The 24,070-nt window shown below is 42.5% G+C and carries 15 protein-coding genes; 4 read left to right on the top strand and 11 right to left on the bottom strand.

What is annotated here, in order from left to right; translation table 11 throughout:
- Positions 1 to 70 precede the first annotated feature (70 nt).
- Genes ACSZOX_RS12515 through ACSZOX_RS12500 form a run of 4 tightly spaced genes read left to right on the top strand, consistent with a single transcriptional unit; the run spans position 71 to position 7,749 of the window.
- The gene (locus ACSZOX_RS12515; protein ID WP_437920325.1) at positions 71 to 3,199 is read left to right on the top strand and encodes a SusC/RagA family TonB-linked outer membrane protein; all 3,129 of its coding nucleotides are present in this window, start codon (positions 71 to 73) and stop codon (positions 3,197 to 3,199) included.
- Positions 3,200 to 3,239: 40 nt separating this feature from the next.
- On the top strand, positions 3,240 to 4,712 hold the full coding sequence (locus ACSZOX_RS12510; protein ID WP_437920324.1) for a RagB/SusD family nutrient uptake outer membrane protein: 1,473 nt from the start codon (positions 3,240 to 3,242) through the stop codon (positions 4,710 to 4,712).
- An 11-nt stretch (positions 4,713 to 4,723) separates the two neighbouring features.
- Positions 4,724 to 5,905, top strand: coding sequence for a family 43 glycosylhydrolase (locus tag ACSZOX_RS12505; RefSeq protein WP_437920323.1), 1,182 nt, complete (start codon positions 4,724 to 4,726; stop codon positions 5,903 to 5,905).
- A gap of 20 nt (positions 5,906 to 5,925) precedes the next feature.
- Entirely contained in the window at positions 5,926 to 7,749 is a 1,824-nt protein-coding gene (locus ACSZOX_RS12500; protein WP_437920322.1) for an arylsulfatase, read from the top strand.
- Between the two features lie 201 nt (positions 7,750 to 7,950).
- On the opposite strand, the gene ACSZOX_RS12495 is transcribed toward ACSZOX_RS12500, so the two are convergent.
- From ACSZOX_RS12495 to ACSZOX_RS12445, 11 genes are all read right to left on the bottom strand, one after another.
- Positions 7,951 to 9,132 (bottom strand): PepSY-associated TM helix domain-containing protein, encoded by a 1,182-nt coding sequence (locus ACSZOX_RS12495; protein WP_437920321.1) that lies wholly within the window; start codon positions 9,130 to 9,132, stop codon positions 7,951 to 7,953.
- A 129-nt stretch (positions 9,133 to 9,261) separates the two neighbouring features.
- On the bottom strand, positions 9,262 to 10,491 hold the full coding sequence (locus tag ACSZOX_RS12490) for a DUF4374 domain-containing protein (RefSeq protein WP_437920320.1): 1,230 nt from the start codon (positions 10,489 to 10,491) through the stop codon (positions 9,262 to 9,264).
- Between the two features lie 7 nt (positions 10,492 to 10,498).
- A complete protein-coding gene (locus ACSZOX_RS12485) occupies positions 10,499 to 12,907 on the bottom strand; it encodes a TonB-dependent receptor domain-containing protein (protein WP_437920318.1) in 2,409 nt (802 codons plus the stop codon).
- Positions 12,908 to 12,988: 81 nt separating this feature from the next.
- A complete protein-coding gene (locus ACSZOX_RS12480) occupies positions 12,989 to 14,188 on the bottom strand; it encodes a hypothetical protein (RefSeq protein ID WP_437920317.1) in 1,200 nt (399 codons plus the stop codon).
- 2 nt (positions 14,189 to 14,190) lie between these two features.
- Positions 14,191 to 14,838 carry a hypothetical protein gene (locus ACSZOX_RS12475; protein WP_437920316.1) on the bottom strand — a complete coding sequence of 216 codons (648 nt, stop codon included), beginning with the start codon at positions 14,836 to 14,838 and terminating at the stop codon, positions 14,191 to 14,193.
- Positions 14,839 to 14,916: 78 nt separating this feature from the next.
- Positions 14,917 to 15,441 (bottom strand): RNA polymerase sigma-70 factor, encoded by a 525-nt coding sequence (locus tag ACSZOX_RS12470; RefSeq protein ID WP_437920315.1) that lies wholly within the window; start codon positions 15,439 to 15,441, stop codon positions 14,917 to 14,919.
- A 198-nt stretch (positions 15,442 to 15,639) separates the two neighbouring features.
- The gene (locus ACSZOX_RS12465; protein ID WP_437920314.1) at positions 15,640 to 16,785 is read right to left on the bottom strand and encodes a redoxin domain-containing protein; all 1,146 of its coding nucleotides are present in this window, start codon (positions 16,783 to 16,785) and stop codon (positions 15,640 to 15,642) included.
- Between the two features lie 32 nt (positions 16,786 to 16,817).
- Positions 16,818 to 18,269, bottom strand: a complete 1,452-nt coding sequence (locus ACSZOX_RS12460) for a PKD-like family lipoprotein (protein WP_437920313.1) — start codon at positions 18,267 to 18,269, stop codon at positions 16,818 to 16,820.
- Between the two features lies 1 nt (position 18,270).
- A complete protein-coding gene (locus ACSZOX_RS12455; RefSeq protein WP_437920312.1) occupies positions 18,271 to 19,083 on the bottom strand; it encodes a DUF4843 domain-containing protein in 813 nt (270 codons plus the stop codon).
- Positions 19,084 to 19,096: 13 nt separating this feature from the next.
- A complete protein-coding gene (locus ACSZOX_RS12450; RefSeq protein ID WP_437920311.1) occupies positions 19,097 to 20,590 on the bottom strand; it encodes a RagB/SusD family nutrient uptake outer membrane protein in 1,494 nt (497 codons plus the stop codon).
- A gap of 29 nt (positions 20,591 to 20,619) precedes the next feature.
- On the bottom strand, positions 20,620 to 24,000 hold the full coding sequence (locus ACSZOX_RS12445) for a SusC/RagA family TonB-linked outer membrane protein (protein ID WP_437920310.1): 3,381 nt from the start codon (positions 23,998 to 24,000) through the stop codon (positions 20,620 to 20,622).
- Positions 24,001 to 24,070 lie beyond the last annotated feature (70 nt).

Below are 24,070 nucleotides of genomic sequence, written 5' to 3'. Positions count from 1 at the left end.
TACTAGCAAGCAAGTATGTATTTATCTTAAAATTGTCTACCAAAACTATAGATTTTATATTAAAAAACGAATGAAGATTTTTTACTCTCTGAACCACGCACATCGGTTGCCTTTAAAAAAGCACTCGATTGCCGCCAAGAAACTACGATGGTTTATCTACCTCCTACTTTTCATTGGACCTTTTTCGTTATATGCACAGCAGACAGCAGTTCGCGGAAAAGTATCCGATAAAGAGGGAAAACCTATATCGGGCGTAAGCATTTCCATCAAAGGCACATCTGTAAAAACTTCCACAAATAGCCAAGGAGATTTTCAGCTTTCAGAGGTTCCCACCAATGCTACATTAGCCTTCATTTACGTAGGGTATCAAACACAAGAACAACCCGTGCAAGGCAAAACAGAGTTTGCCATTACTCTTCAACCTACTAACACCACCCTAGACGAAGTCGTAATAATCGGGTATGGAGCCGTTTCTAAAAGTGACCTTACAGGTTCTGTAGCCTCCCTTAAAGCAGAGGATCTCACCAAGGGAACCAACATCAACCTGCAGCAAGCGCTGTTAGGCCGCAGCGCTGGCGTACAGATTTACCAAAAAAGCGGTGAGCCAGGTGCAGCAATGAGCGTACAGATCCGAGGCGTAACATCCATTACGGGAAATAATGCTCCCTTGTACGTCGTTGATGGAATGCCGGTGAACGACGCTGTTGCCGTAAGTGCCGCCAGTGTTTCGGGAGCCACAAGCAACCCTAATAACCGTAGCCCGCTCAATGCGCTCAATCCTGCAGATATCGCTTCCATCGAGATTTTAAAAGATGCCTCGGCTACAGCCATATACGGCTCACGAGGAGCTAATGGAGTCGTACTGATCAGCACAAAAAAAGGAATAGAAGGAAAAACATCCGTTTCCTACGATGCCACATTCGGACAGCAACAGGTTGCAAAAACCCAGCAGTATATGACAGCATCCGAATATACCGCGGCCATCAATGGCATCATTGAAGAAGGAAAATTGAATACCAACACCTATCAACCCGTAGAAACCTCCATTTACGATACCGACTGGCAAAGCCTCTTGTTGCGCGACGCCCCCATCAAAAGTCACGATCTCTCTTTCAGTGGCGGTAATGGTCAAACCCGATACCATATTTCCTTGGGCTATTTCGATCAAGAAGGCATTATGCTCAACTCATCCACCTCCCGTTACAATGGACGCATCAATCTAGAAAATAGCGTAGCATCCAAATATACCATCGGTATTAATCTCGCGACGAGTTATAGCAAAGACCATTTCAATGCAACGGGTACCGGTATCAACGACAACGCCAGTGCCCTTTATATGGCACAGAACTATGATCCTACATCTCCTCCCTATAACGAAGACGGCACCTATTATCGAGCCGCCATCATGTCACCCATGGATAATCCTCTAGCCGTTATCAATGGACAATATGCTGTCAGCGACACCTACCGCACTTTCGGCAATGCCTACGCCGAGTACTTCATCCTACCCTCATTGTCAGCCAAAGGACGTGTCGGGATAGATGTTAACATCGGTCAGCGGAACTATTGGATCGACCCCTCCACCTTAACTGGAGCATCGTACAATGGTTACGCCGATGCCCGTGATGGGAAACGGAGTTACTATTTACTGGAAGGAACATTAAACTATAACAAAACCTTTGCTGCGCATAAGCTATCTGCGGTTCTCGGCTCCACATTCGAACGCTACACCTCCAGCTCTATCGTTGCCAACTCCCGAGATTTTGCTTTGCCAGATCTCACATACTATGGTATCGGTTCGGGCGATGCAACCTTAAATGGGGTAAGCAACGGTGCACAAGAAAACAAATTACTCTCGTATTTTGGTCGCGTAAACTACAGCTTTGCCGACAAATATCTCCTTACAGCCTCCCTTCGCGCCGATGGTTCTGCACGATTTGGTCCTGAGCAACGTTTTGGGTATTTTCCATCCGCAGCAGTTGCATGGAAACTAAAACAAGAAGAATTCTTACAATCTGCATCCTTTTTGAATGACCTTAAATTACGTGCAAGCTACGGTACCACAGGGAACCAACCCAACAGCAACTACCTCTATTTCTCTACATACGCCATAGGTCGTTCGGCAGTATTTGACGATCAAAAAGTAAGCACTATCGCCCCGACAAGAAGTGCGAATCCCTACCTACAGTGGGAATCTGCCAATCAACTGGATCTAGGTCTAGATTTTGCTTTTTTCAACTCCCGACTTTCTGGTAGTCTTGACTATTATAACCGCAAAACAACGAAATTACTTTATGCTGTTCCACAGCCGATCAGTTCTGGCTTTTCCAGCCGAACCGAAAATGTCGGCAGCATGCGCAACTCAGGTCTAGAGTTTACCTTGAATAGCCATATCATCGATCGTCAAGATTTCAAACTCGATGCCAACTTCAATCTTACCACATTAAAAAATAGGGTCTTAAGTCTTGGCACAGTAGATCAATATATAGGATCAGGTCCTGGCAATATCGGAGAATACAACATCCTAAAACCAGGCGAATCCATGGGCACCTTTTACGGCTACGTTGTCGAGGGCATTTGGCAAGAAGACGATGATTTTTCCCTTGCACAAAGTGGAGTCAGACCTGGCGACCTAAAATATCGAGACGTAGACAATAACCAAACGATCAACAGTAACGATCGCGTCGTCCTTGGCAAATCATTACCCGACTTTTACTACGGATTCAACACCAACGTACAGTACAGAAAATGGGCTTTATCCGTTTTTCTTGAAGGCTCCAAAGGAGCGAAAATGCTCAATAGTAGCCTCGTCGACTCTTATTATCCCGTAGATTTTCGACGAAACAAGATCGCCGATCTGTACCTAAACCGGTGGACCGCTGCCAATCCCAGCAATGAATACCCATCCTTCATCCCTGGAGATGTACAAGGATCGCTTTATGTTACCAACAAAACTGTCGAAGATGCATCCTATCTTAGGCTACAGTCGGTGCGCCTGTCTTACCAAATCCCTCTACCCGAAAAGTTTTTCGTCCGCAGTGCCACGCTATACGTCAATGGACAGAACCTACACACATTTACCAAATATTCAGGTGTAGATCCAGCAGCCAATGCAATTGGAGATGACATTCTACGTGTAGATTATAACTCTTATCCGCTTACCCGCACGTATACAGCCGGAATCAATGTACAATTTTAATACAATCCCTTATCTGTCACTTCATACAAAAATGATTAAAATGAAAAGAATAACGCACTATATACATCTACTTATACTAATCGGGTGCCTGAGTGCATGCAGCAGCCTATTGGATGTGACTCCCAATTCCGAATTCGCCCCAGACAATGTTCTTACAACCGAAGAAGGGATAAAATCACTCCTGTTTTCGGCATATGCCCAACAACAGACCCAGCAAAATTCCCGCTTTGTCATAAACGATTCCGAAGTATGTACAGACATGGCCTACAACTCAGCTGGTGCAGAAAACAGCCAATTGATCCACCTCATCAACTTCACATGGACATCCACCTTAGGAACCTTCGAAAGTGACATGTGGGCCCCCAACTACCGTTGTATACGGGATGCAAACGGTGTTATCGAGAATATAGATGCCGTTACTGCCAGCGAAGAAACCAAAAAGCTCTTTCTTGCCGAAGCAAGAATATTACGTGCCCAGGCCTATGTTGCGCTATACAATTTCTTTGGTCCAGTGCCCCTGCGTCTATCCACAGCGCAAGGGAGCGATCTGGCACGCGCCAGCGACGAGGAAATTCGTGATTTTATTGAAACAGAATTCGTCGCCGCCATTCCAGACCTTCCCGATCCGGGACAGGAAGAATCTTTCGGCCGTTTCAACAAAGGCAATGCGACCGGTATCCTAGCCAAATACTACCTCAATACCAAGCAATGGCAAAAAGCCGCCGACGCCGCAAAAACAGTGATAGACTTTAGCTATTACAGCACTACACAATATGCTTTCAAAGACCTATTCCGCGTGGAGAACGAAGGACTCAGCAATAAAGAAATACTATTGGCACTTCCCTGTCGAAATGAGGCCGATTACGGCAACTGGTTTATGGCAGGAGCCTTGCCCAGCGGCTTCAAAAGCACCAACCAGATTCCAAACTACACCTATCAGTCGTCTATGTCAATTTTCGCTACCCAATACCGTTTACGCACAGCCTTTGTCAACAGTCTCGATCCGAACGATCAACGCAGAGCCCTCATTTGCACCAGCTATATCAACAGCAGTGGAGCAACGGTAGACATACTCAATGACGATAATGCCCGCAGCTTTAAATATTGGGACAACAACACTGTAGGCAATAATGGAGGCGCAGACGTACCACTTTTGCGCTATGCCGATATCCTATTAACGCGAGCAGAGGCCTTAAATGAAATTTCAGGTCCCTCCGAAGAGAGCTTTGCCCTAATCAATCAAGTACGCACACGCGCAGGCCTATCCAACCTCAGCAGTGCCAATGCAGGCACACAGCAGCAGTTTAGAGATGCGATATTCCAAGAACGGGGCTGGGAGTTTATTTCCGAAGGTAAACGCCGGGAGGATCTGATCCGGCAGGGAACCTTCCTCACTTCGGCCATCACCCGTGGTATATCTGCCACTGTTGCCACCTCCGATAAGCTGGTATTCCCCATTCCACAGTCGGAGATCGATGCAAACAAACTTTGTGTACAAAACAACGGGTACTAACGAAAGCACGGATGCGAATAAATAAATTCAGTTTACGTCGTGGGTTCCATATATTATTGTTCACCTGCATCAGCTATTGCAGCTGTTGGGGACAACAAATAACAGGCAATTTCAGCGACCCCACCGCTCCTGTCGGCGATGCACAGCTTACCGTTCCACCCAACGTAAAGCCTTTATTTGATGTATGGATGCGAGACACCTACGTGATGCTAGGGCCTGACGGTTATTATTATCTTACCGGCACCACAGCAACACCTGGTCGAGAATTTAGTGGACAACAACATTGCTGGGATCATAACGATGGTGTATACCTGTGGCGTTCTCCCGATTTAAAACGTTGGGAAGCCTTAGGGAGAATCTGGTCTTTTGACACCGATGCTGCCCCTTGGCAAAAGGCTGGCAAGCCCCTAAAAAAAGGAGCCGTATCTGTCAATGGAGACCCCTTAGACTCTCTCTACCGCGCCGTATGGGCTCCAGAAATTCATTACATCAAAAGCAAGAAAAAGTGGTTGCTCATCGCTTGTCTGAATGGCAACAAAGGTTCGTTTGTACTCGAGAGCACATCCGGAAAAGCCGAAGGACCGTATGTCAATATCAAAGCCAACGAGCAACAAGCAATTTTCAACGGCATAGATCTGAGTGCCTTCGAAGACAACGACGGCACAGTTTATCTCATCGGTCACAACCACAATATTGCCCGAATGAAGGACGATTTGAGCGGACTCGCAGAACCATTCCGAAAATTCGAAGAAACTCCTTATGAAAAAGAGCCCTACATCGAAGGAGTATGGCTCACGAAACATGAGGGGAAATACCAACTGCTACAGACTGTTTGGTCAGTACCTCTACCCAATCACCGTTACAGCTATCTCCGAGCGGAAGCGAAAAAAGTGGAGGTACATAGCTACGATGTCGTCATCGCTGAATCGGATCACATTTATGGCCCATATGGAGCACGCTATCCCGCGATACTTGCTGGCGGACACAACAATCTTTTTGAAGACAAAGAAGGTCGTACCTGGTCGACAACATTCTTCAATCCACGTGGAAGCATGGCTAAAGCATTTGATCAAACCTGCCGTCCAGCAATAGTACCCGTAAGATGGGAACAAGGGAAGCTCCGACCAGACGCCAAAGCGGCGGCCGAGTTTTACAGGGTAGATCCAGAAGCTTCTACTAAAAAAACGCCATAGAACTGAAAAAATTAAAAACCATGAACAGATCTACGATTGAAAAAACGCTTTTCTTACTTTGTAGCACGATATTCCTTGGCTTAGGATCACAAGCCCAATATAGTCCAACACCCGTCTTTCAAGGAAAAATAGGAAAGACCACCAACGAAACAAAAGAATGGTATCCCAACGTTCACCCTGCAGCGACAACAGATGCGCCTAATGTCGTTTGGATACTTATTGACGATATTGGCTATGGCGCAACCAGCACATTTGGAGGGCTGATAGAAACCCCCAATCTAGACCGATTAGCGAACGAAGGTCTTCGTTACACCAATTGGCATAGCACCGCATTTTGTGCTCCTTCTCGGGCTGCATTACTAACAGGACGTAATCCACATTCGGTACATTTAGGCTATTTCGCCAGTGAATCCTATGGTACACCAGGCTATGACGGTTATATGCCTTTTGAAAAAGCAACCGTCGCCGAGATCCTGCGGGAGAATGGTTACAGTACATTCGCGGTAGGAAAATATCACGTAACATCCCCATCCGATGCCACCGCTGCAGGCCCATTCAACCGATGGCCAACAGGACGAGGATTCGATCATTACTTTGGCTACAAACCCAGTGTTGGAGGGAGCTCACAGTGGAATCCGCTTCTGTATCGCGATACCCAGCAAGAACCTCGCGATCCACAAGGAAGGCATGCTACAGAGCTGTTTGCCAACGAAGCCATCCGTTATATCGGCGAGCTAAAGGAAGTAGATCCAAAAAAACCTTTCTTTCTTTATTTTGCTCCAGGTGCCACACATACACCACACCAGGTGGGAATCGAATGGGTCGATCAGTATAAAGGAAAATTCGATAAAGGCTGGGATTGGTACCGAGAAGAAGTCTTGGTCCGTCAGAAAAAGCTGGGCGTCATCCCACAAAACGTCGAACTAGGACCTCAAAACCCTGATGTTCGCCCTTGGAACGAACTCACGCGCGACGAGCAAAAAGTAGCCTCCCGCTTAATGGAAAATTATGCAGGTTTTGTCAGTCATACTGATCACGAAATCGGTCGTGTGATCGACTATATCGAACAGATCGGTCAACTCGAAAACACCTTGATCGTGTTGATGATCGGCGACAACGGAACTATGGGTGCATCGCCGAGAGACAAACTTGTCAACACACAACCAACAGACGAAACTGTACTCACCGAGCAGCTAAACAAACTGGAGTTCCTGGGAACGGCCAAAACATCACCCAACTATCCCGGAGGCTGGGCCGCAGCGACGAACACGCCCTTTCGCTATTATAAAGAAAACCCTTGTTGGGAAGGAGGCACGCACAATGGCTTGGTTCTTTTCTTTCCCAAAAGTGTTCAGCATGCAGGCGGCATTCGTACCCAATATACCTACATAAGTGATATCCTACCCACCACCTTAGAACTTACGGGGGCAGAGGTTCCTAAAAAAATCAATGGCTACCAACAGGAGCCCATTGAAGGGATAAGCTTAGCGTATTCCATTGACGATCCACAAGCGAGCGAACGCCATAGGATCCAGTATTACGAGACCAGCGGATCTTATGCCTTATACAAAGACGGATGGAAAGTATCCTTTCCCAACGACCTAAAAAGCCCGAATGGCGCATTCAGAGAACCTGGGCACAATGACGTGTACCTGTTTAACATGCGCGAAGATTTTAACGAAACCAACAATTTAGCGAGTCAATATCCAAAAAAAGTAAAAGAGCTCCAAAAAGCCTTTGAAAAGGAAGCTCGCAAATACAACGTATACCCACTAAAAAACAAGTGGGAAACCACCAATCCCTACATGCTAAAATATTACAAAGGTCGCATGCCGAGATTTTGATGTACCGTCTTCGCCAATTACTTTTCGTAAAAAACGCCTCGAGTTTGTTTTCGAGGCGTTACGATTATTACAAAAAATATGCTACATATTACCAAACACCTTGGCAAGTTCTTCGTGAAGCTTTTCTCCGCGCAGATTAATGGCGATGATGTTCCCGTCAGGATACAATCACATACACCAAGGCTATAAAAAATCTATCAGTTATCTGTTACTTTGCAAATAATCAACTTTTGACGATAACCCTGTTCTATTTTTCGTCGCTTTCCCTTTTGGGCCTTTAGATTTTTTCCATTTCTTGAAGTACCAAATGTAGAAACCCGTGATCGGCAGACTGGCACAAATTAGACTGGCAATAAAATAGAGTATTTTTGTACCTATTCCGCCAATGTACCCTGTATGCAATGCAAAATTAGAGCGAGAAATCCATTGTGCCGTAGTCGTATTGACAATTGGAGGAGGGGAATTAGCTAACAACTCGCCATTATACCGATTGAAGCGCAGATCCCTCCAAGTTCCCTGATACATATCGGTACAGGCATAAATAACATCCTCATCTGGTTCAGGAACATGAACAATGACAGCACTTTTATTCAGAACAGCGATCTCTGTACGTACCTTCACCCAGACTTTATCCGCCATCATTAAGGCATCCTCTAGGTTGTTCTCTGCGGGCTTCTCTGTAATGGGCATCATTTTCTCACGCTTAGGCATGCCTCCTGCCATCCACATAACCGACTGTCTGACGATGGGAAACGACATGATTAGCCCAGTAAAGGCCATCACCAATGCTAAAATAAGCGAATAAAAGCCCAAGACATTATGCAAGTCATAGTTTACGCGTTTAATCTTAGCCTTCCAAGTAATGGTGAAACTTTGCTTTACAGCTCGCTTATTCCATTTTTTTGGCCACCAAAGAATTAAACCACTAATTGTAATGAACAAAAAGATAGCAGTCGCCCATCCAACGATAGGTCGTCCAATTGCCGGAGGCAACCACAGATGGCGATGCCCCTCGTCCATGAAATGAAAAAAATCTTCATGATCTACTTCCGCAAAAATTTCTCCAGTATAGGGATTGATGAACAAAAGAGTCTCTCCATGATCAATACCAACCTTTACTGGTTTTTGATCACCATAATACCACAAACTTCCAATTTCCTTATCCGGATATTGATCTTTTATTTTTTGGTAAAGTATGCTTGGCGGAAGCTGTTCCCCCTGTCTATCAGCCTCCTTGGGTATGCTGTAAAGGAAATCATATTTAATCTCCTCTTGAAAAACAAGTGCACAGCCTGTGATCGAAAGCACCACAACAATGATCCCAGACACAAGTCCTAACCACAAATGGAGCCAGGCATTCAGCTTTTTAAATATTTTTAGCATATCTATATTTTACTTAATCCATTCGCTATTCCATACAGGTTAACGATGCACATTTTTTTCTCTCTTCTCAAAAAAAAGGTCTTCCTGTATACGATTATACAGGAAGACCTCATCGATTTATATAAATTCTTATCTTAATCTATACAACATTGGTGTGTCACCGTCAGCTCCATCTACACGGGCTCCTTTTGTTAACTTATCCGTATTCGAATCGTACTCCCAGATATAAACACCATCTGCATTTGGATCGTTCACCGCAATATAAGCTTTACCATCATGCACTACACCTGATCTTGAGTTACCCACAAGAGGGAAATCCAGTTTCTTAACCACCTTCTGCGTATTAATATCAACAATCAAATACTCCCACATCGAAGCATACCACCAATCATTAAACTCTTTAATATTTGTATCTGTATCATGTGCACTAATCAACATCACTTTACCATTTCCGATATACGTTACCCCAAGTTGGTTATCACCATCCCGCTGCGCACTAATATCAAAGAAGTAGTCCTTATCAAGCGTATATTCACCATCTTTAACGCGGTACATTGCCGTCGGCAAGCCAGCCTTTCCTCCCCCTAATACAGGCATAGGAATCGTTAAAATATACGTATATCCATTATCGTGGAAATTGCTGAAATACGAATTTCTTACGGTACCCAACGGAGCAGATCTACTGTCCTCACCAGTCTCTTCAAAATCATCCAAGCTAGGGTAGCTGATAACACCCGTATACGATTTGTCATAATGCACTTTTGTTTCTTCGTTGTAAAGTCCATAAGCAACAAAGATTTTTGATCCCTGAGGAATTACAGAGAAAACTCTTCTGCTGTGGTTTGCTGGAACGTTAGTCTTTGCAAACTCACCACTTTTTGTCACCTTCATCGTACTCACATCCACAATAGCATAGTAATTACTTGAACGAGGTCCGAACATCAATTCCGTTTCACTTAACCAAGCATGCCATCCCAGATAAAGACTTGGAAAATGTGAGAAAGGAATTTCCTGAATTGTTGTCAATACGCCATTCTCAAAGCGGTATTTTCCAAATTTATTTGCGGTAGGATTAACGTGATAAATATCACGCCCCTTTTGCATTACATTTTCTTCCCAGCTCAAGATATCGGAAATATTGGTCCCTTTACCTTCAGGAGATATAACCCCACTCATCAAGTCCTCAATAGGCAACATATAGCGCCCATTTTCAGTCCCGACGATAATCGCAAATTCAGGGTCAACCACATCTTCAGATGTCGATGCATCATCTTTCTTACAAGAAGTCACAACAGCTCCAGCTAATAATGCCAAGCCCATCGTCCACATTCCCTTTTTCAATTGTTTTAGATAATTCATAGTATATTTAGTATATATTTAAATTGTATCGAAATTTCACAGACAAGAAACGTCCTGGTTTCTGCAGTTTTGAGTTATCATAGGCAATCCTATCGGTCAAATTGCGCCCTTCAACAGTGATGTTATAGCGGCCTTCGCGAATGGAATAGGTTACTCCCGCATTTTGCAGCCATTGTGTTGGAATGTAATAATTGGTTGACCGATCACCTAGTTTAGACCAAGTGGTACTGTACTCATTCACAAACTGCATAAACCAATTAAATTCCAATCTGGTTCCTTTTCCGAGAACATTGTTTTTACCGATGATAAAATCCGTGTTTCCGTACAACCAAGGCTTATCGGGCAATCTGTTATTATAGCTAATTTTTACACGGTTCGTTCCCCTAGAGTATTTCTCACTATCCACTGCACTTTCATAACTAGCATTCAGCGTGAATTTTAAGAGATCGGAATAAGAATAAGTCACTTCAAATTCAGCTCCTTTTACTTTTATTCCGCCATAATTAAAATACTGACTAAAATTTTCCGAGGATCCGCTGACCACACCAGGAGGCGTTTTATGAATATAATTTGTTACATCACGGTAAAATACCGCCGTTGTGGCATAGAGTTTATGCTTAAAATTAAATTCCTTATTATAGAAAAATCCAAGATTATAATTGTCACTTTCTTCAGGTACAAGCTCCGTATTCGCCAATATGGAAGTTCCATCTCCATATAATTCCACCATAGTAGGAAGCCTGTAAGCTTGCTCGTAAGATGCTTTAATCCCCAAGTCTTCAAGGATAAAATAACTACTTGCAATACCGTATCCTATATAGTCTTTTGATTGCTGTGTGGATGTTCCATCCAGATTATCTACCTTTCCGCCAAAATGATAATACCTGGAAAAAATATGATTACGCCATTTTTTATCCAATAAATCATGCATATAGTTAAGACCTAGCACATGCCTATTTACCCGATTATTTTGGGCAAACGAATGATTATACGGATCAATTTCATTATAGCTCTCTCTATAATTACTGGTAAAAGAATGCGTCAAGTTAATCGTTTGCTTATTATTCAGCTGATAGTTTAATGTGGTCTGCAACAACCCATTATAACCACTATAATGTACAATGGATTTTGTCGTACCCAATTCTCCTGCTTCAGCAAAAGAAACATCAGGTCTACCATCCCATCGATACGCACGACTCGAACTCGTATCCGTCACGACAGACTTACCAAAAGCATAATTAGCATAAACTGTAGCAGCCAATCCCGGGATAAACAAATTATCTTTCTTATAACGTAAATTCGGAACTATGCTATTTGTTGTTTCAAAGACATGTCCGTAAATTTTCTCTTGCGTTGCGCCGGTCTGTATCTCTTTATACGTATCCAAATAAGTCAGTCCCATCACAAAGATATCGGCCCATTTTTTACCCGATAAACCCGCTTCAACCTGCGACATGGAAGAACGATAAGCATCATGCCAACGACGAGCAGAACGGATCGTATCGAAGCCCGTACCTTCTTCATTCAATACCTGCAAATATACCCTCGCCTTCGGATTCGTCCGCATCAGATAATCGTTATCCGAGTAATTATGAAAAGCATTCACATTAACATGCAATCCCTTTTTAGGATCGGTATAGCTGCCACTCAATGCTGCACGATGGGTGTTAAATGATCCGAAGCTGTAACTAGCATCGATAGACTTTCGTTGGTCTTTCTTCGTGATAATATTTACCGCACCACCCAACGCATCGGAAGTTAAATGTGCTGGCGTAACTCCCTTATAAACTTCGATACGTTCCACAATATTCACCGGAATATTATTAAAGGACATACCACTGCCATAAGCCTCTATCGGAACTCCATCAATGTAAAATTTGATATGATTTCCAGACATTCCATTGATAGAAAAAGAGAAGTTCGATCCTAGACCACCTTGTTCGCGGATCTTCACCCCAGTGGTACGATTCAAGATTTGGTTAATATCCGTATTACTATTGGCATATTGTTTCGTCTCGATCACATTCACATTAAATCCAGACTCAAGGAGCTTTTTGGTCTGTGATTTTCCTTCGACAAACACTTGATCAATCGCCTTATCATCCAGTTCCAACACAAAATCAACGTCACTCGATGCATTCTGGTCCATATTTATCGTTTTTGACTGCGCTTTATATCCGATTGCATTTACCCGCAATGTATAACTGCCCGGCGTCAACCCTTTTATTACAAACCTACCTTGCACGTCGGTCATCGTATTTTGAGCTTCGTGGCCTACCACCTGAATCGTTGCTCCTTCTACAACCTTGCTATCCTTTACGGATTTTACGATACCCCTAATTCCATTTTCTTGTCCGTGAACATGACTAACTATAAGCATTAAAAGAAGACCTAGTCTCCATTGCAGACCAAACATATTTTACTTAGATTAATTATATATAAGCTAAGTTGCATATACAGGCCTTTACCGAAGGTCCAGTTTAAAAAAAAATTGAAATTAGTTTAATTTATCCACCCGAAGAATATAATCAATTGGTTGATTGGGTGTTAAAATCTTATTGGTATTTTGAGATTTCTTGTTATATTGCCATATCGCATGATTATTCTGTTCATCGTCTATGCCAAAATACAAATATTCTCCATCCTGCACCACGTTCTCTTTGCGTGTTCCCTTATCTAGAGGAAGTGAAAGCTTTGACAATTCACCAGACAAGATATCAATCAAATAATATTCAAACTGGTAAACAAGATAGTGGTCAGAAATATCTTTAAACTTGTCTTTACGTTCCGCACGCACAACAGCTTTCCCATTTCCTATATACCAAAAACCATACGCATGATTTTTGATTGCTTGACTAATATCTATACCGTAATCTGTATCCACTAAATTGTCGGCATTCTTGCGACGATAGATTGCAGTCGGCAAATCTGGAACATTTCCTGCGACTATCCCCGGACCACTCATAAAATAATAATCGCCGTTTTCGACTCGTGCAGCGTACGACTGAATAGTATTAATACCTCCCGGGTAGGTCGATCTCGAATCCTTTTGTTCTGCGATAATCTTCATACTAGAAAAGTCCAACGTCGTAAAGTACATCGTATCCAATGTTGTGTAGCTTCTATTGTTCAGCACTTTACTATAAGCATAGCCAATCCATAATTTGTTATCCCAAAAATCTATTGTACCTACACTCAGAATATCAAAATCTTTTATATGCTGCGGAATCGGAATCAGGCTCTTACGGATCAATGAAAAATCTTTTGTATCGATCTCGTATAAATAGCAAGTATCCCGTTCACTGTGGACGACATTGCACAAGAGTAACGTATCCGAATTATTTTTCCAGTGATATTGCTCAATGTTACTATTAACCAAGGCAATAGAATCTACAGGAAATAGCCCATCCATTGTCAACCGGTATTTTAGCAAATAGTTTGACGTAGGATTTACATGATAAATAAAATTCTTTCGGTAAATAAACTCACGATTAAACAACCGATGGGGCACCGGCACACTCCTTGTCATATTCCAAGTGCTATCAACGAATAAGAAGCTTTCTGCACCTCCTTTTGACACATATAAAGCATAAGACGGATCGAAGGTTCCCTTGTCGCTGCCTTGTTTACAGCCTATCATTACGACCGCACACGATGAAAAGGAAATCAGCAAAAAAAGATAATAGAGCCACTTCATGATCAAGAGAGGTGAAATTGCTTTCGAATATGCTTTTGAAGAATGGCAGGCAAAAACTGTACGTCAGTCTCTTTCCAAACAATCAACTCGCTGGTATTAGGATCAACAGACAGGTAGTAGACTTCTCCTTCTTTGAAAGAGAAGTTTTCCTTATGTTGTTCATCGCGTAGCAACAAATCGCGTTTAGGCATAAAAATTAAATCACCAGAAACTAAAATCTTACCCGCTTCAACATCGATATTTGCAGAGCTATTTTGTGTTAACGTCAGATCAAAAAACTGTTCGGTTAACTGCTGCAATCCGGGGTTTGTATTTTTAACAATAAAAGACTCCGAAGACACCTCCGAGGGAGCGTAAAAATACCATGCGAAGCCAAAACATACAATCAGTACCGACGCCACTGACGTCAATTTACGGATCGAAAAAAACTTTCTCTTCTGAGGCAAAGAAACAGACTCCAAATCGGGACGATCCATATACGAGGCAATTTCGTCCCACAACTCGGCTTTCACTTTAGGGGCATCTATAGTCTCATCCAACGCATATACTTCAACAGAATCCGATTCAAGCCACTCTTGGACAGCAAGCCGTTCGTAATCTGCACACAGACCTTCTTCGTACCTCTCTAGCAGCTCTTTAGTTATCTTCATTATCTATAGTACTACAAACCTAACTAAATTCGCTTTGATATGCAATATCAATTACGGCTCTCCATCCTGTTATTCCATTTACCGTTCTTGTGCCAAAGATAACTTTAAGGTGGATAAAGCTCGGCTGATATGGTATTCGACAGCCCGTTCCGAAATAAGCAACATCTTTGCTATTTCCTTATTTGTTAACCCCTCTTCCCGACTCATCTTAAATACGTTTTTACATTGCCTAGGCAATGAGTCAATAACATGCTTTACCTTTACATGCAATTCGTTAACCTGCACGTGATGATCTTCATATCCAATTTCGGATCGGCTAATAATAAGGTTGTGATGACGCTTTCTGATAGATTTATTCCTTATAAATTCCATCGTCTTCAATTTCACCGATCGGAATATATATCTTTCTGGGTCCTCTAAGGACAATTGATTACGTCTTTCCCAGAGGGATTTGAACATATCTTGCACAATTTCCTTAGCATCATCTTCATCCTGAGTCACCTTCATTGCAAACGCAAGCATATCCTTCCAATAGCGGTCGAATAAACGCTCGAAAGAAGCTCTAGTGATTGATACGGACGTGTTATGATGATCTTTTTCCAAAGTACGGCAAAGATAGCACTATTTAGATTTAATCAAAATAAAACAACATTTAACTTTCATTAACTCAAACAAAGCAACATTTTTTTTCCATAAAGTTATCTTTACGAAGCATCACTTATTAAGATAGAAGAAACATCTAAACACGCAAAAAAGCCCCAAACATACATTCGGGGCCTTATTATAAACACTAAACAACCATTACATTTTATCAAACACTTTAGCGAGCTCTTCATGAAGCTTTTCGCCGCGAAGGTTAATCGCAATGATATTCCCAGCAGGATCAACCAAATAATTTTGAGGAACAGCCCTTACCCCATACAAAACCGCAGCTTCGTTGCTCCAACCCTTCAGGTCAGCAACATGTATCCAAGGCAGGCCATCATCTTTAATAGCTTTTAACCAGGCCTCTCTACCTTTTGTATCGTCCAATGAAACCGCCAGAACTTCCAATCCTTTAGGTTTATATTTGCTGTAAGCTTCCAATAAGTTGGGGTTCTCTGCACGGCACGGACCACACCAGCTCGCCCAAAAATCAATCAACACATATTGCCCTTTAAAGTCTGAAACTTTCACCATATTTCCTCCCGTATCAGGTTGCGAAAAATCAGGAGCCTGATTGCCAACTTTAATACTTTTATCTGCCAAAAAACGAGCTTCTAACTGCTTTGCTGCCGTCGTTTGCCTCACGGATTTAGATAAATTCAAAAATACAGGCTCCAACTCCGACAATTTTCGCTTATTTGCCACATCAATCAGCGCATCAATAGAAAAAATCGAATTGGGGTTTTGCTGGGCAAATGCAAGTTCTTTTACACGTCGCGTCTCAAAACGCGCTTCATATTTATTTTTGATCGCCTCATACTGTTGATTCGCGTCCGCAGCATCCTTATTTACCGCTGCAAATTCTTTATTCGCAGCATCGATAATATCCATAAATCCGCCACCGATCTCCCGCAGATAAGCCACATAAGCATCGTGTAATGCAGAACCACTAATCTTTGCTGTGCGAAGCGAATCCTTGATATTTATTTTATACGATTCATTTCCCAAATAAAAATATAAACGATCGCCTATATTTTGAGCAATCAATTTTCCCTTTCCTTCGGCATCAAATACCATACGCGAATATCCCTCTTCATCTACCATACCCTTGAATAAAAAACTTCCTTTATTTATCACGGCCGAATCACTCACTGGAAACCCATCCTTCGTATAATCAATATAGATTTTCTTCCCATCAAATTTTTTTGGCGCTGTTCCCTTGATGACAAACGCTGTTTCCTGTGCGACTAGCATTCCTGTACTTAACAGTAGAACGGCTGCGACTAATTGTAATACCTTCATATTTTTTTTATAATTATCTATTTTTATATTATTTAATTTCTCCAAGTCATATCTACCGGATTCCCTGGAATACCATCGATCTGCCCCGTCAGTACGCCATTTTTACCCACTTGGATATCGAGGTAGTAAATGCGCTGACCAGCGCCTACCACCAGCGTATTTTCGTTATCACTTAACTTCATCATCGTCACGTTTTGCGCAAAGGCCGTCGCCAGTTCTTGCACTTGCTGATTAATAGGCGTATAACGGTACACCTTATTTTGATAAGCTACATAGATATTCCCGTTGCGCGTAGCCAACATCTTTGTTTGCTCGCTCATCCACTCAGGTCGTACAAAAGCACGTTTATGCCCCGCCGTAAACAAAAATGGACCATCAAAATTCACATTGAATTTCAATTCATAAATAGCTCCATTCGCATCGCGCATATAAGCATAAGTATCAGCACTATTAATCTGTACCAACTGCAACAGATCCAACTTAACATCTGTAGGATCAAAGATCTCCGCTCCAACAACAGAATACTGCGTACCGAAATACATGGCACCACCGTAAAGATTAATACGAACAAACTGTTTTTTAATCTTTTCAAAAGCAATAATGCTAAAAGCACCGTTGATATAACTCAGCACAAAATTTGGAGACAGTTCATATTCACCATCCGCATAAGTTCCAAACATCCCATATGTTGTTGATTGATCCCAGGTAGAAGTGGTACCATTATAAAACTTCCCATTGATTACCCCTAAGAGCGTTCCCATCTGGTAACCTTGTAAACTACCAACTTCCATCTGTTCGGGAGCCAGGAAAAAGTTATCCCGCAAAGTAGCAGGGCGAAGCTCGTCTTCTTTCAGGTTATTCACATCAAGCCGCACACCAGCATGTTTACTAATGATCCAATACCCCAGGGGAGTTCCTCCTGTAAATTGATTGCTCAAATAATGAATATGTAAGGGATCAGCAGGTAACTGCTTATTATTAAGCGCCTCGTAAATATTAGGCTGAACCGTGCTATCCGGCTTAATAAACGACAGCTTTGTAATTCCCCCGTCAACACTCAGCACCAAAGAACCGCGTGAAAATTCTGTTCGCCCCTGAATTTTGAAGTTATAGAAATACTTCATACCATTTGCTTTATTTGTCAGCGTCAAGCGTGCCGTATATAACTTTGCCTGTAATCCAAATACAATCCGTAACGCTTTACCTTCGTAGTGATACAAATCAGCAGATACTGCCTCAGGCACGTCAATACGCCACAATCCGTCAACCTCTGAGGTATCCAACCCCGTTATTTTAGGAACGATGACTAGGCTGTCCCCTACCGTTGCTTCGTATAATGTATCCAATTCTGCTACAAGAGGACGATCGGGTATATCGATCTCATAATTTCCTTTGTCCTTGTAGCAATTTGCAAAGAACCACAACGTAACACAGCTAAGCAGAACATGGATAACACCTCTTTTATATTGATTTAAATCGCTCATATTATCTCACCTCCTTTCCTAATTCATCTATAAAGTAATAACGCCCGGCCCCCTCGTTTTTCTTGAGCACCATAGTCCTTGCCGGATTTTCTTTGTGATAAAAAGCATAAGTAGCTCCATTATCATCTGTTGTCAGCACGTAACCTTTTTGAGGATTATTAGCAACCCATTTAAAAGGATCATTTAACATCATCGTCAAAAGGTTAGCGAAATACAGATTTTTAGGTGCTTCAAGTCCGATCATACTCAGGGACGTCTGCTCGGTAACGATCATAAAGAGTTGATGCTTTACACGCGAGTAGTTCGTAAGCCACATATCCCACCAATTCGGTTTTTCCAAACGGGCAGAAAGAACGATCCGGGCGCGAATAAGCCGAGGATTATCAATGCCGAAATCCACACTCTCTTTCAATTTCAGGATAAGCGACACCGACTTTTCCTCCAAATCAGGCACATTATAAATGATCAAAGGCAGACTTCCTCGGCCTTGACTCGCCTCAAGGCTATAAGCACTACTTAATGTTTTATAATGCAAATCAGCCACGGCTGTGGAAGAATCCCGCTCTACATAGGCCTCAAAATCCCGCATTTTAGCAACACGATTCCCCATAATGCGAACAGGAATAAGTAGCGTATCCAACGCTTTCGTCATATCATAAGCAAAAGTGTAAACAATACTGTCGCGATTACTCTGACTGAGATCAAAGTAAATATTAGCATCTTGATCATAAGTCACCAACGATGCTTTTTCGCAGCCACAAAATGACAGTGCACAAAAGCAGGCGATATAGAGATAAATAATTATTTTTTTCATTTGGTCATTTCGATTAACGTTGTCCATAAATAATCTCATCGTCAGGCAAAGGCCAGACAAAAATAACCTGACTCGCAGGAACGGTGGTTCCTTGCAATCCCACAATATTTGCGTTCAGCCTCTTGAATGCATAGAATAATTGTCCTTCTCCATACATCTCCTTCCTGTATTCCTTCAGCAGTTCCGTTCGCAGCTCACTCTCATTCGTCACCTGTATTTTCTGTCCTATTCCACGATGTAAACGAACCTCATCAAGGTAAGCAACCGCCTTCGTGGGATCAGTGGCATATGTACACTCGGCAGCAATGTAATACAGCTCGCTCAAGCGTATTGCCGGTGCAACCAAGTAATGTAGATTCGCTTCAAAATTCTCACTCAACGTACTTCTTCTATATTTTAGCACTTCGGATATGTACGACGATCCCAAACCAACCGTACCAAACCATTGTGCATAACGCATATCCGTTCCTCCTACACCAGAAGCTTCATAAATCGCGCGACCATCATCCTGTTCCAAATACATTCCATTATTACTTGAAGCAAACCAATTACTGTTATAGTCATTTGTTAACCCCGGTATATACCAAGCAAAAAGAAGTTCTTTGTAGAAAATCCTGTCCTTCTTGTTATCATCTACCGCCAAGAAATCGGTCGCGTTAGTCCAAGGAAACTTCTTTGCGTCGATTACTGCTTGCGCATTCAGCAATGCTTTTGTTTTATCCCCTTTGTACAAGTATATACGTGCTAATGCACCACATACTGCAAAATAGTTTAGACGGTGCCGACGATTTTGAAGAAAAAGACTTCGATTGTCCAATTCCGTATTCCGAAGCGTATCGTTTACTGTAGGATACCCTACAACATAGGAAGCCTTTCTTATTGGATCATCCTCCAGTAAAGCCTTCGCCATTTCAAGATCACGCAGTGCAGAATCCAAAACCTCCCGTACTTTATACATTTTAGTAACCTTGTTTGAGTAACTGGTAACATAAGGAATCCCCTCAGAATCGGCTCCAGTTAGAAAAGATGGAGCAAACAACCTTAATGCATCAAAATGTAAGTACGCTCGAAGGGCCAAGGCTTCTCCTTTGATTAACTGGTAATTATTCTCTAGAAACAGCTGTTGCTTTTGATCGATCTGCTCCAAGATTAGATTAGCATTCACAATTCCGTGGTACAACCCCTTCCATATATTGTCCTTGCGACTGATAAAATTGCCATCGTCGTATTTATAATTCTTCGTCTGCAAATACCGGTAATTGTCGAAACTAGCAATGGTATAATTTTGGGCCAAAACCTCCGGGGTACCAATCGTCAATTCCTTACCATACAAATCTGTCTTTGCACAGCGCGTGTAAACCCCTAATAGCGCCTCTTTAAATCCCTCTTCTGTCGTAAACAAAACCGACTGATCAATATCACTCTCCGGTTGTACATCAAGCCATTTCGTACACGACGTCGCAAGAAGAAAAGCTGCTGCAGCTATTCCTAATATTAAATTTTTCATTTTAAATGTAGCTAGTGTGAATACCATAGTTAAAGTGCCGCTTGTAAAGTGAAGCTGATACTGCGGGCAAAAGGATAATTGATTCCGCGTTCTTGCTGAACCGAAGACCAACGAAAAATATCATTTGCTGTAACGCCTAGACGCAGCGTAGATAAAGACAGCTTTTGTGCAAAAGCACGGCTCATATCATAAGACAAAAACAGCGACTGCAGAGCAAAAAGGTTATCGGGCATGATAAAACGAGAAGACACCCTAGTCTGTCCTAAATCACTGATACTTTTATAGAAAGTAACATCCCCGGGATTTTTCCATTTCTCCTCCAATACTCTACGATCCACATTATACCTAGGATCTGCATTTTCCACACGATCTACTAGTGTTTGGTTGTACATCTTACCTCCCATCCTGACCTGAAAGTAAGCTACCGCTGTAATTTGTTTATAACGCACTGTTCCACCCCAAAAGCCCTCTAATTTTGGGGTTGCTACTGCCACAACAGCAATATCTCTAGCATTCCAATCGTAGGTCAACGATCCATCCTTTTTGACGAAGACTTCGCGACCATTTTCCGGATCTATACCCAATGAAGGAACCGCATAGATCGCATCCATAGACTGCCCCTCGTTGTAACGCAATAGAGGTACGCCCATCAACGCAGCGTCTTGTTGCGCCTCATTAACACGGTCATTATAGCTCTTTAACGTATTGGATATCCGCACAATTTTGTTGTTATTTTGCACCACATTAGCCATAAAACTCACTGTCCATTTTTCGTTACGGACAGCGATTAAATTGGCGTTAATCTCGAAACCTCGATTTTCCATATCGCCCAAATTTTCTTTATACGAACCAAATCCTGTAGAAGGTGCCAGAGAAATATCGGCGAGAATATCTTTTGTCAATCTATAATACAATCGGGAGGAAATAAAAATACGATCCGCAAACAATCCCAAATCCAATCCGACATCCGTATTTTGTGTTCTTTGCCAAGTAAGATCCGGATTTCCATAATTGCCCACAACAGCGCCAATACCCGAAGAATACCAGTTGTCTTGATCATAGCTATAAATCGTCTTCGACATAAAAGGCGAAAACTGTACAGAACCTGTAAGTCCAGTTGTCGCACGTAAACGTAACTGACTAACGAAGCTGTTTTGTAGCCAAGATTCCTGATGCATATTCCATCCAATCCCTACCGACCAAAACGGAGCAATTCGTCTGTTCGATCCAAACTTAGAAGAACCGTCCATACGCACCGTTGCATCCATAAGATATTTATTCGCATAAGAATAATTTGTACTGGCAAAAGCACCAAACAAGCGCGACTGGGCTAAACTACTCCAAGGACTCGCGTTATCAGCGTAGCCTTTAGCGAAACCGATGCTTGTAAAGCGATCGTTAGGAAAACCTATTGCAGTAAACGAACGAGCATCGGCCCGCTCCGTTCGGATGTTGGTACCAGCAACTGTATTGACAGCGTGCTTGCCGATCTGTTTCAACCAATTCAAACGGATATTCGCATCCCAATACAATTCATTATTGGTATAACTACTATAACTCCCCTTTTCATCCGTTTGTGATGCCGGATAAAAGTAAAATTCATTAGCCAATGGCGACAAGAAGTTATCCGCTGTATTCATGCGTTTCAGCAAACTCACTTGACCGCGCAGATTTAATCCTTCTGCCAGCGTAAAATCACCGGAAAGATTATCTACAATTTCGGTATAGCCAAGATTGTCAAAACTGTGAAGCGTTGCATTGTAAAGTGGATTAAGCACATACTCCGACTGTCGAGCACCAGAGCTCTGTACCCGCGTCCACATATCCGATTCTTGCACGATATTTCCATTCCCATCAGACATCCGATAATATGGATTCATGCGTACATATGTGGAAAAATCTCCATAAGGTGACTCCTGTCCCTGTACCACCGTAACCGAAAGCTCATTTTGAAATCTCGACCTATTTTTCAAGTTGTAACTAAAATTCAGTCCGCCCGAGTACTGGTTCCTTGCAGAACCTTTCATTACCCCTGGACGAGTCTGATAGCGGAGGTCTATACCATAGCGAAAAGCAGAAGATCCACCTTCCACATACAAACCATGTTTCTGACCAACAGCAGTGCGCACAGGCTGTGATAACCAATACGTATCGACTCCTCCCAGCACATTCGCCAACTTTTGGTAATACATTTCATCCAGATCATCCTGTGATTGATTCTGTATAGTCGCATCATACAAACCCGCCAACCGTTCGTACTCCAACTTTTCCGCAGCATTCAACACATCGTAGCCCGTCAAATCAGGCATATTGACATTACTTTCATGCGTATACGTCAACCGCAACGCTCCATCTTTAGGTGCTTTAGTCGTGATAACCATGACCCCATTCGCTGCTCTAGATCCATACACGGCAGTTGCCGCAGCGTCTTTTAAAATCGTGACACTCTCGATACGAGTCATATCCAGATCCAACACCTTCTGAACACCTACCTCAAAACCATCCAAAATAAAAGCAGGCATATTCACCGTACCTGTTACATTATCCCGTCGAAGAATTTCATTATTGCCCGTAGGTAATGAGGATGACCCACGTACATTAATAGTAGGGATCGCATTCGGGTTCGCGCCCGACAAATTATTATCCAACAATTTAAAAGAAGGATCAAACACCTGCATTGCCTGCAAAACGTTTTGCGGATTGACCTGCCGCAATTCCTCCCCACTTTTCGTGACCGCAGTTCCCGTGTACGAATCTTTTTTTATGACCTGATACCCCGTTATCACCACCTGTTCCACTTCACTAGACTCCTCCTCCATTTGGATGTTATAATCAAACTTATCCTCCTGCAAGGAAATAACAAGGGTCTTATACCCCAACATGGTCAAGGTAATTTTCTTTAACTCTCCTGCGGTCTGTTTCAGCGAAAAATGACCATCATGATCGGCTACAGCCACCGTCAAGCCATTCGCCGTAACCGATACCCCAGCTAATGGCTGTTGATTTTTCCCCACGACCAATCCCCGTATGGCTTGTTGAAAATCAAGTCCGATAGACGTTCCCTGCGTCATTTGTTTCGATTTAACAATAGGCTTCTTTTCCAGTAAAATCGTTTTATCAACAATAGCGTACTGAATATCCTGTGTTTGGAATAGCTTATCCAAGAAATGAGTAAGCGGCATATTTTTCACCGCCACAGATACAGGATGAGCCTTATCCAGTAGGTCTTTTGTTCCCAAAACCTCATAAGAAGTCTGCTGTTTAACAACTTGCAAGACTGTCCGTAGGGGCACATTTCGTCCAGAATAGGTAATGTTTTGGGCATAACTCGCATTGCCGACCTGTAGGAATGCGACAAAAATTAGGAATGCGCTTAGCTTGATCACTCGCAAAAAGTAACTTATATTCATTAATTTTGTTAAGGTTAGTGATGGACTTGGTCCGATACGATTTAATTTTTATGGCCAGCTCTTTGCCAAC

The organism is Sphingobacterium sp. LRF_L2 (genome assembly GCF_965644235.1).
Lineage (GTDB): Bacteria > Bacteroidota > Bacteroidia > Sphingobacteriales > Sphingobacteriaceae > Sphingobacterium.
The sequence above is the reverse complement of the archived record's forward strand: the minus strand, read 5'-3'. Positions and strand labels throughout refer to the sequence as shown.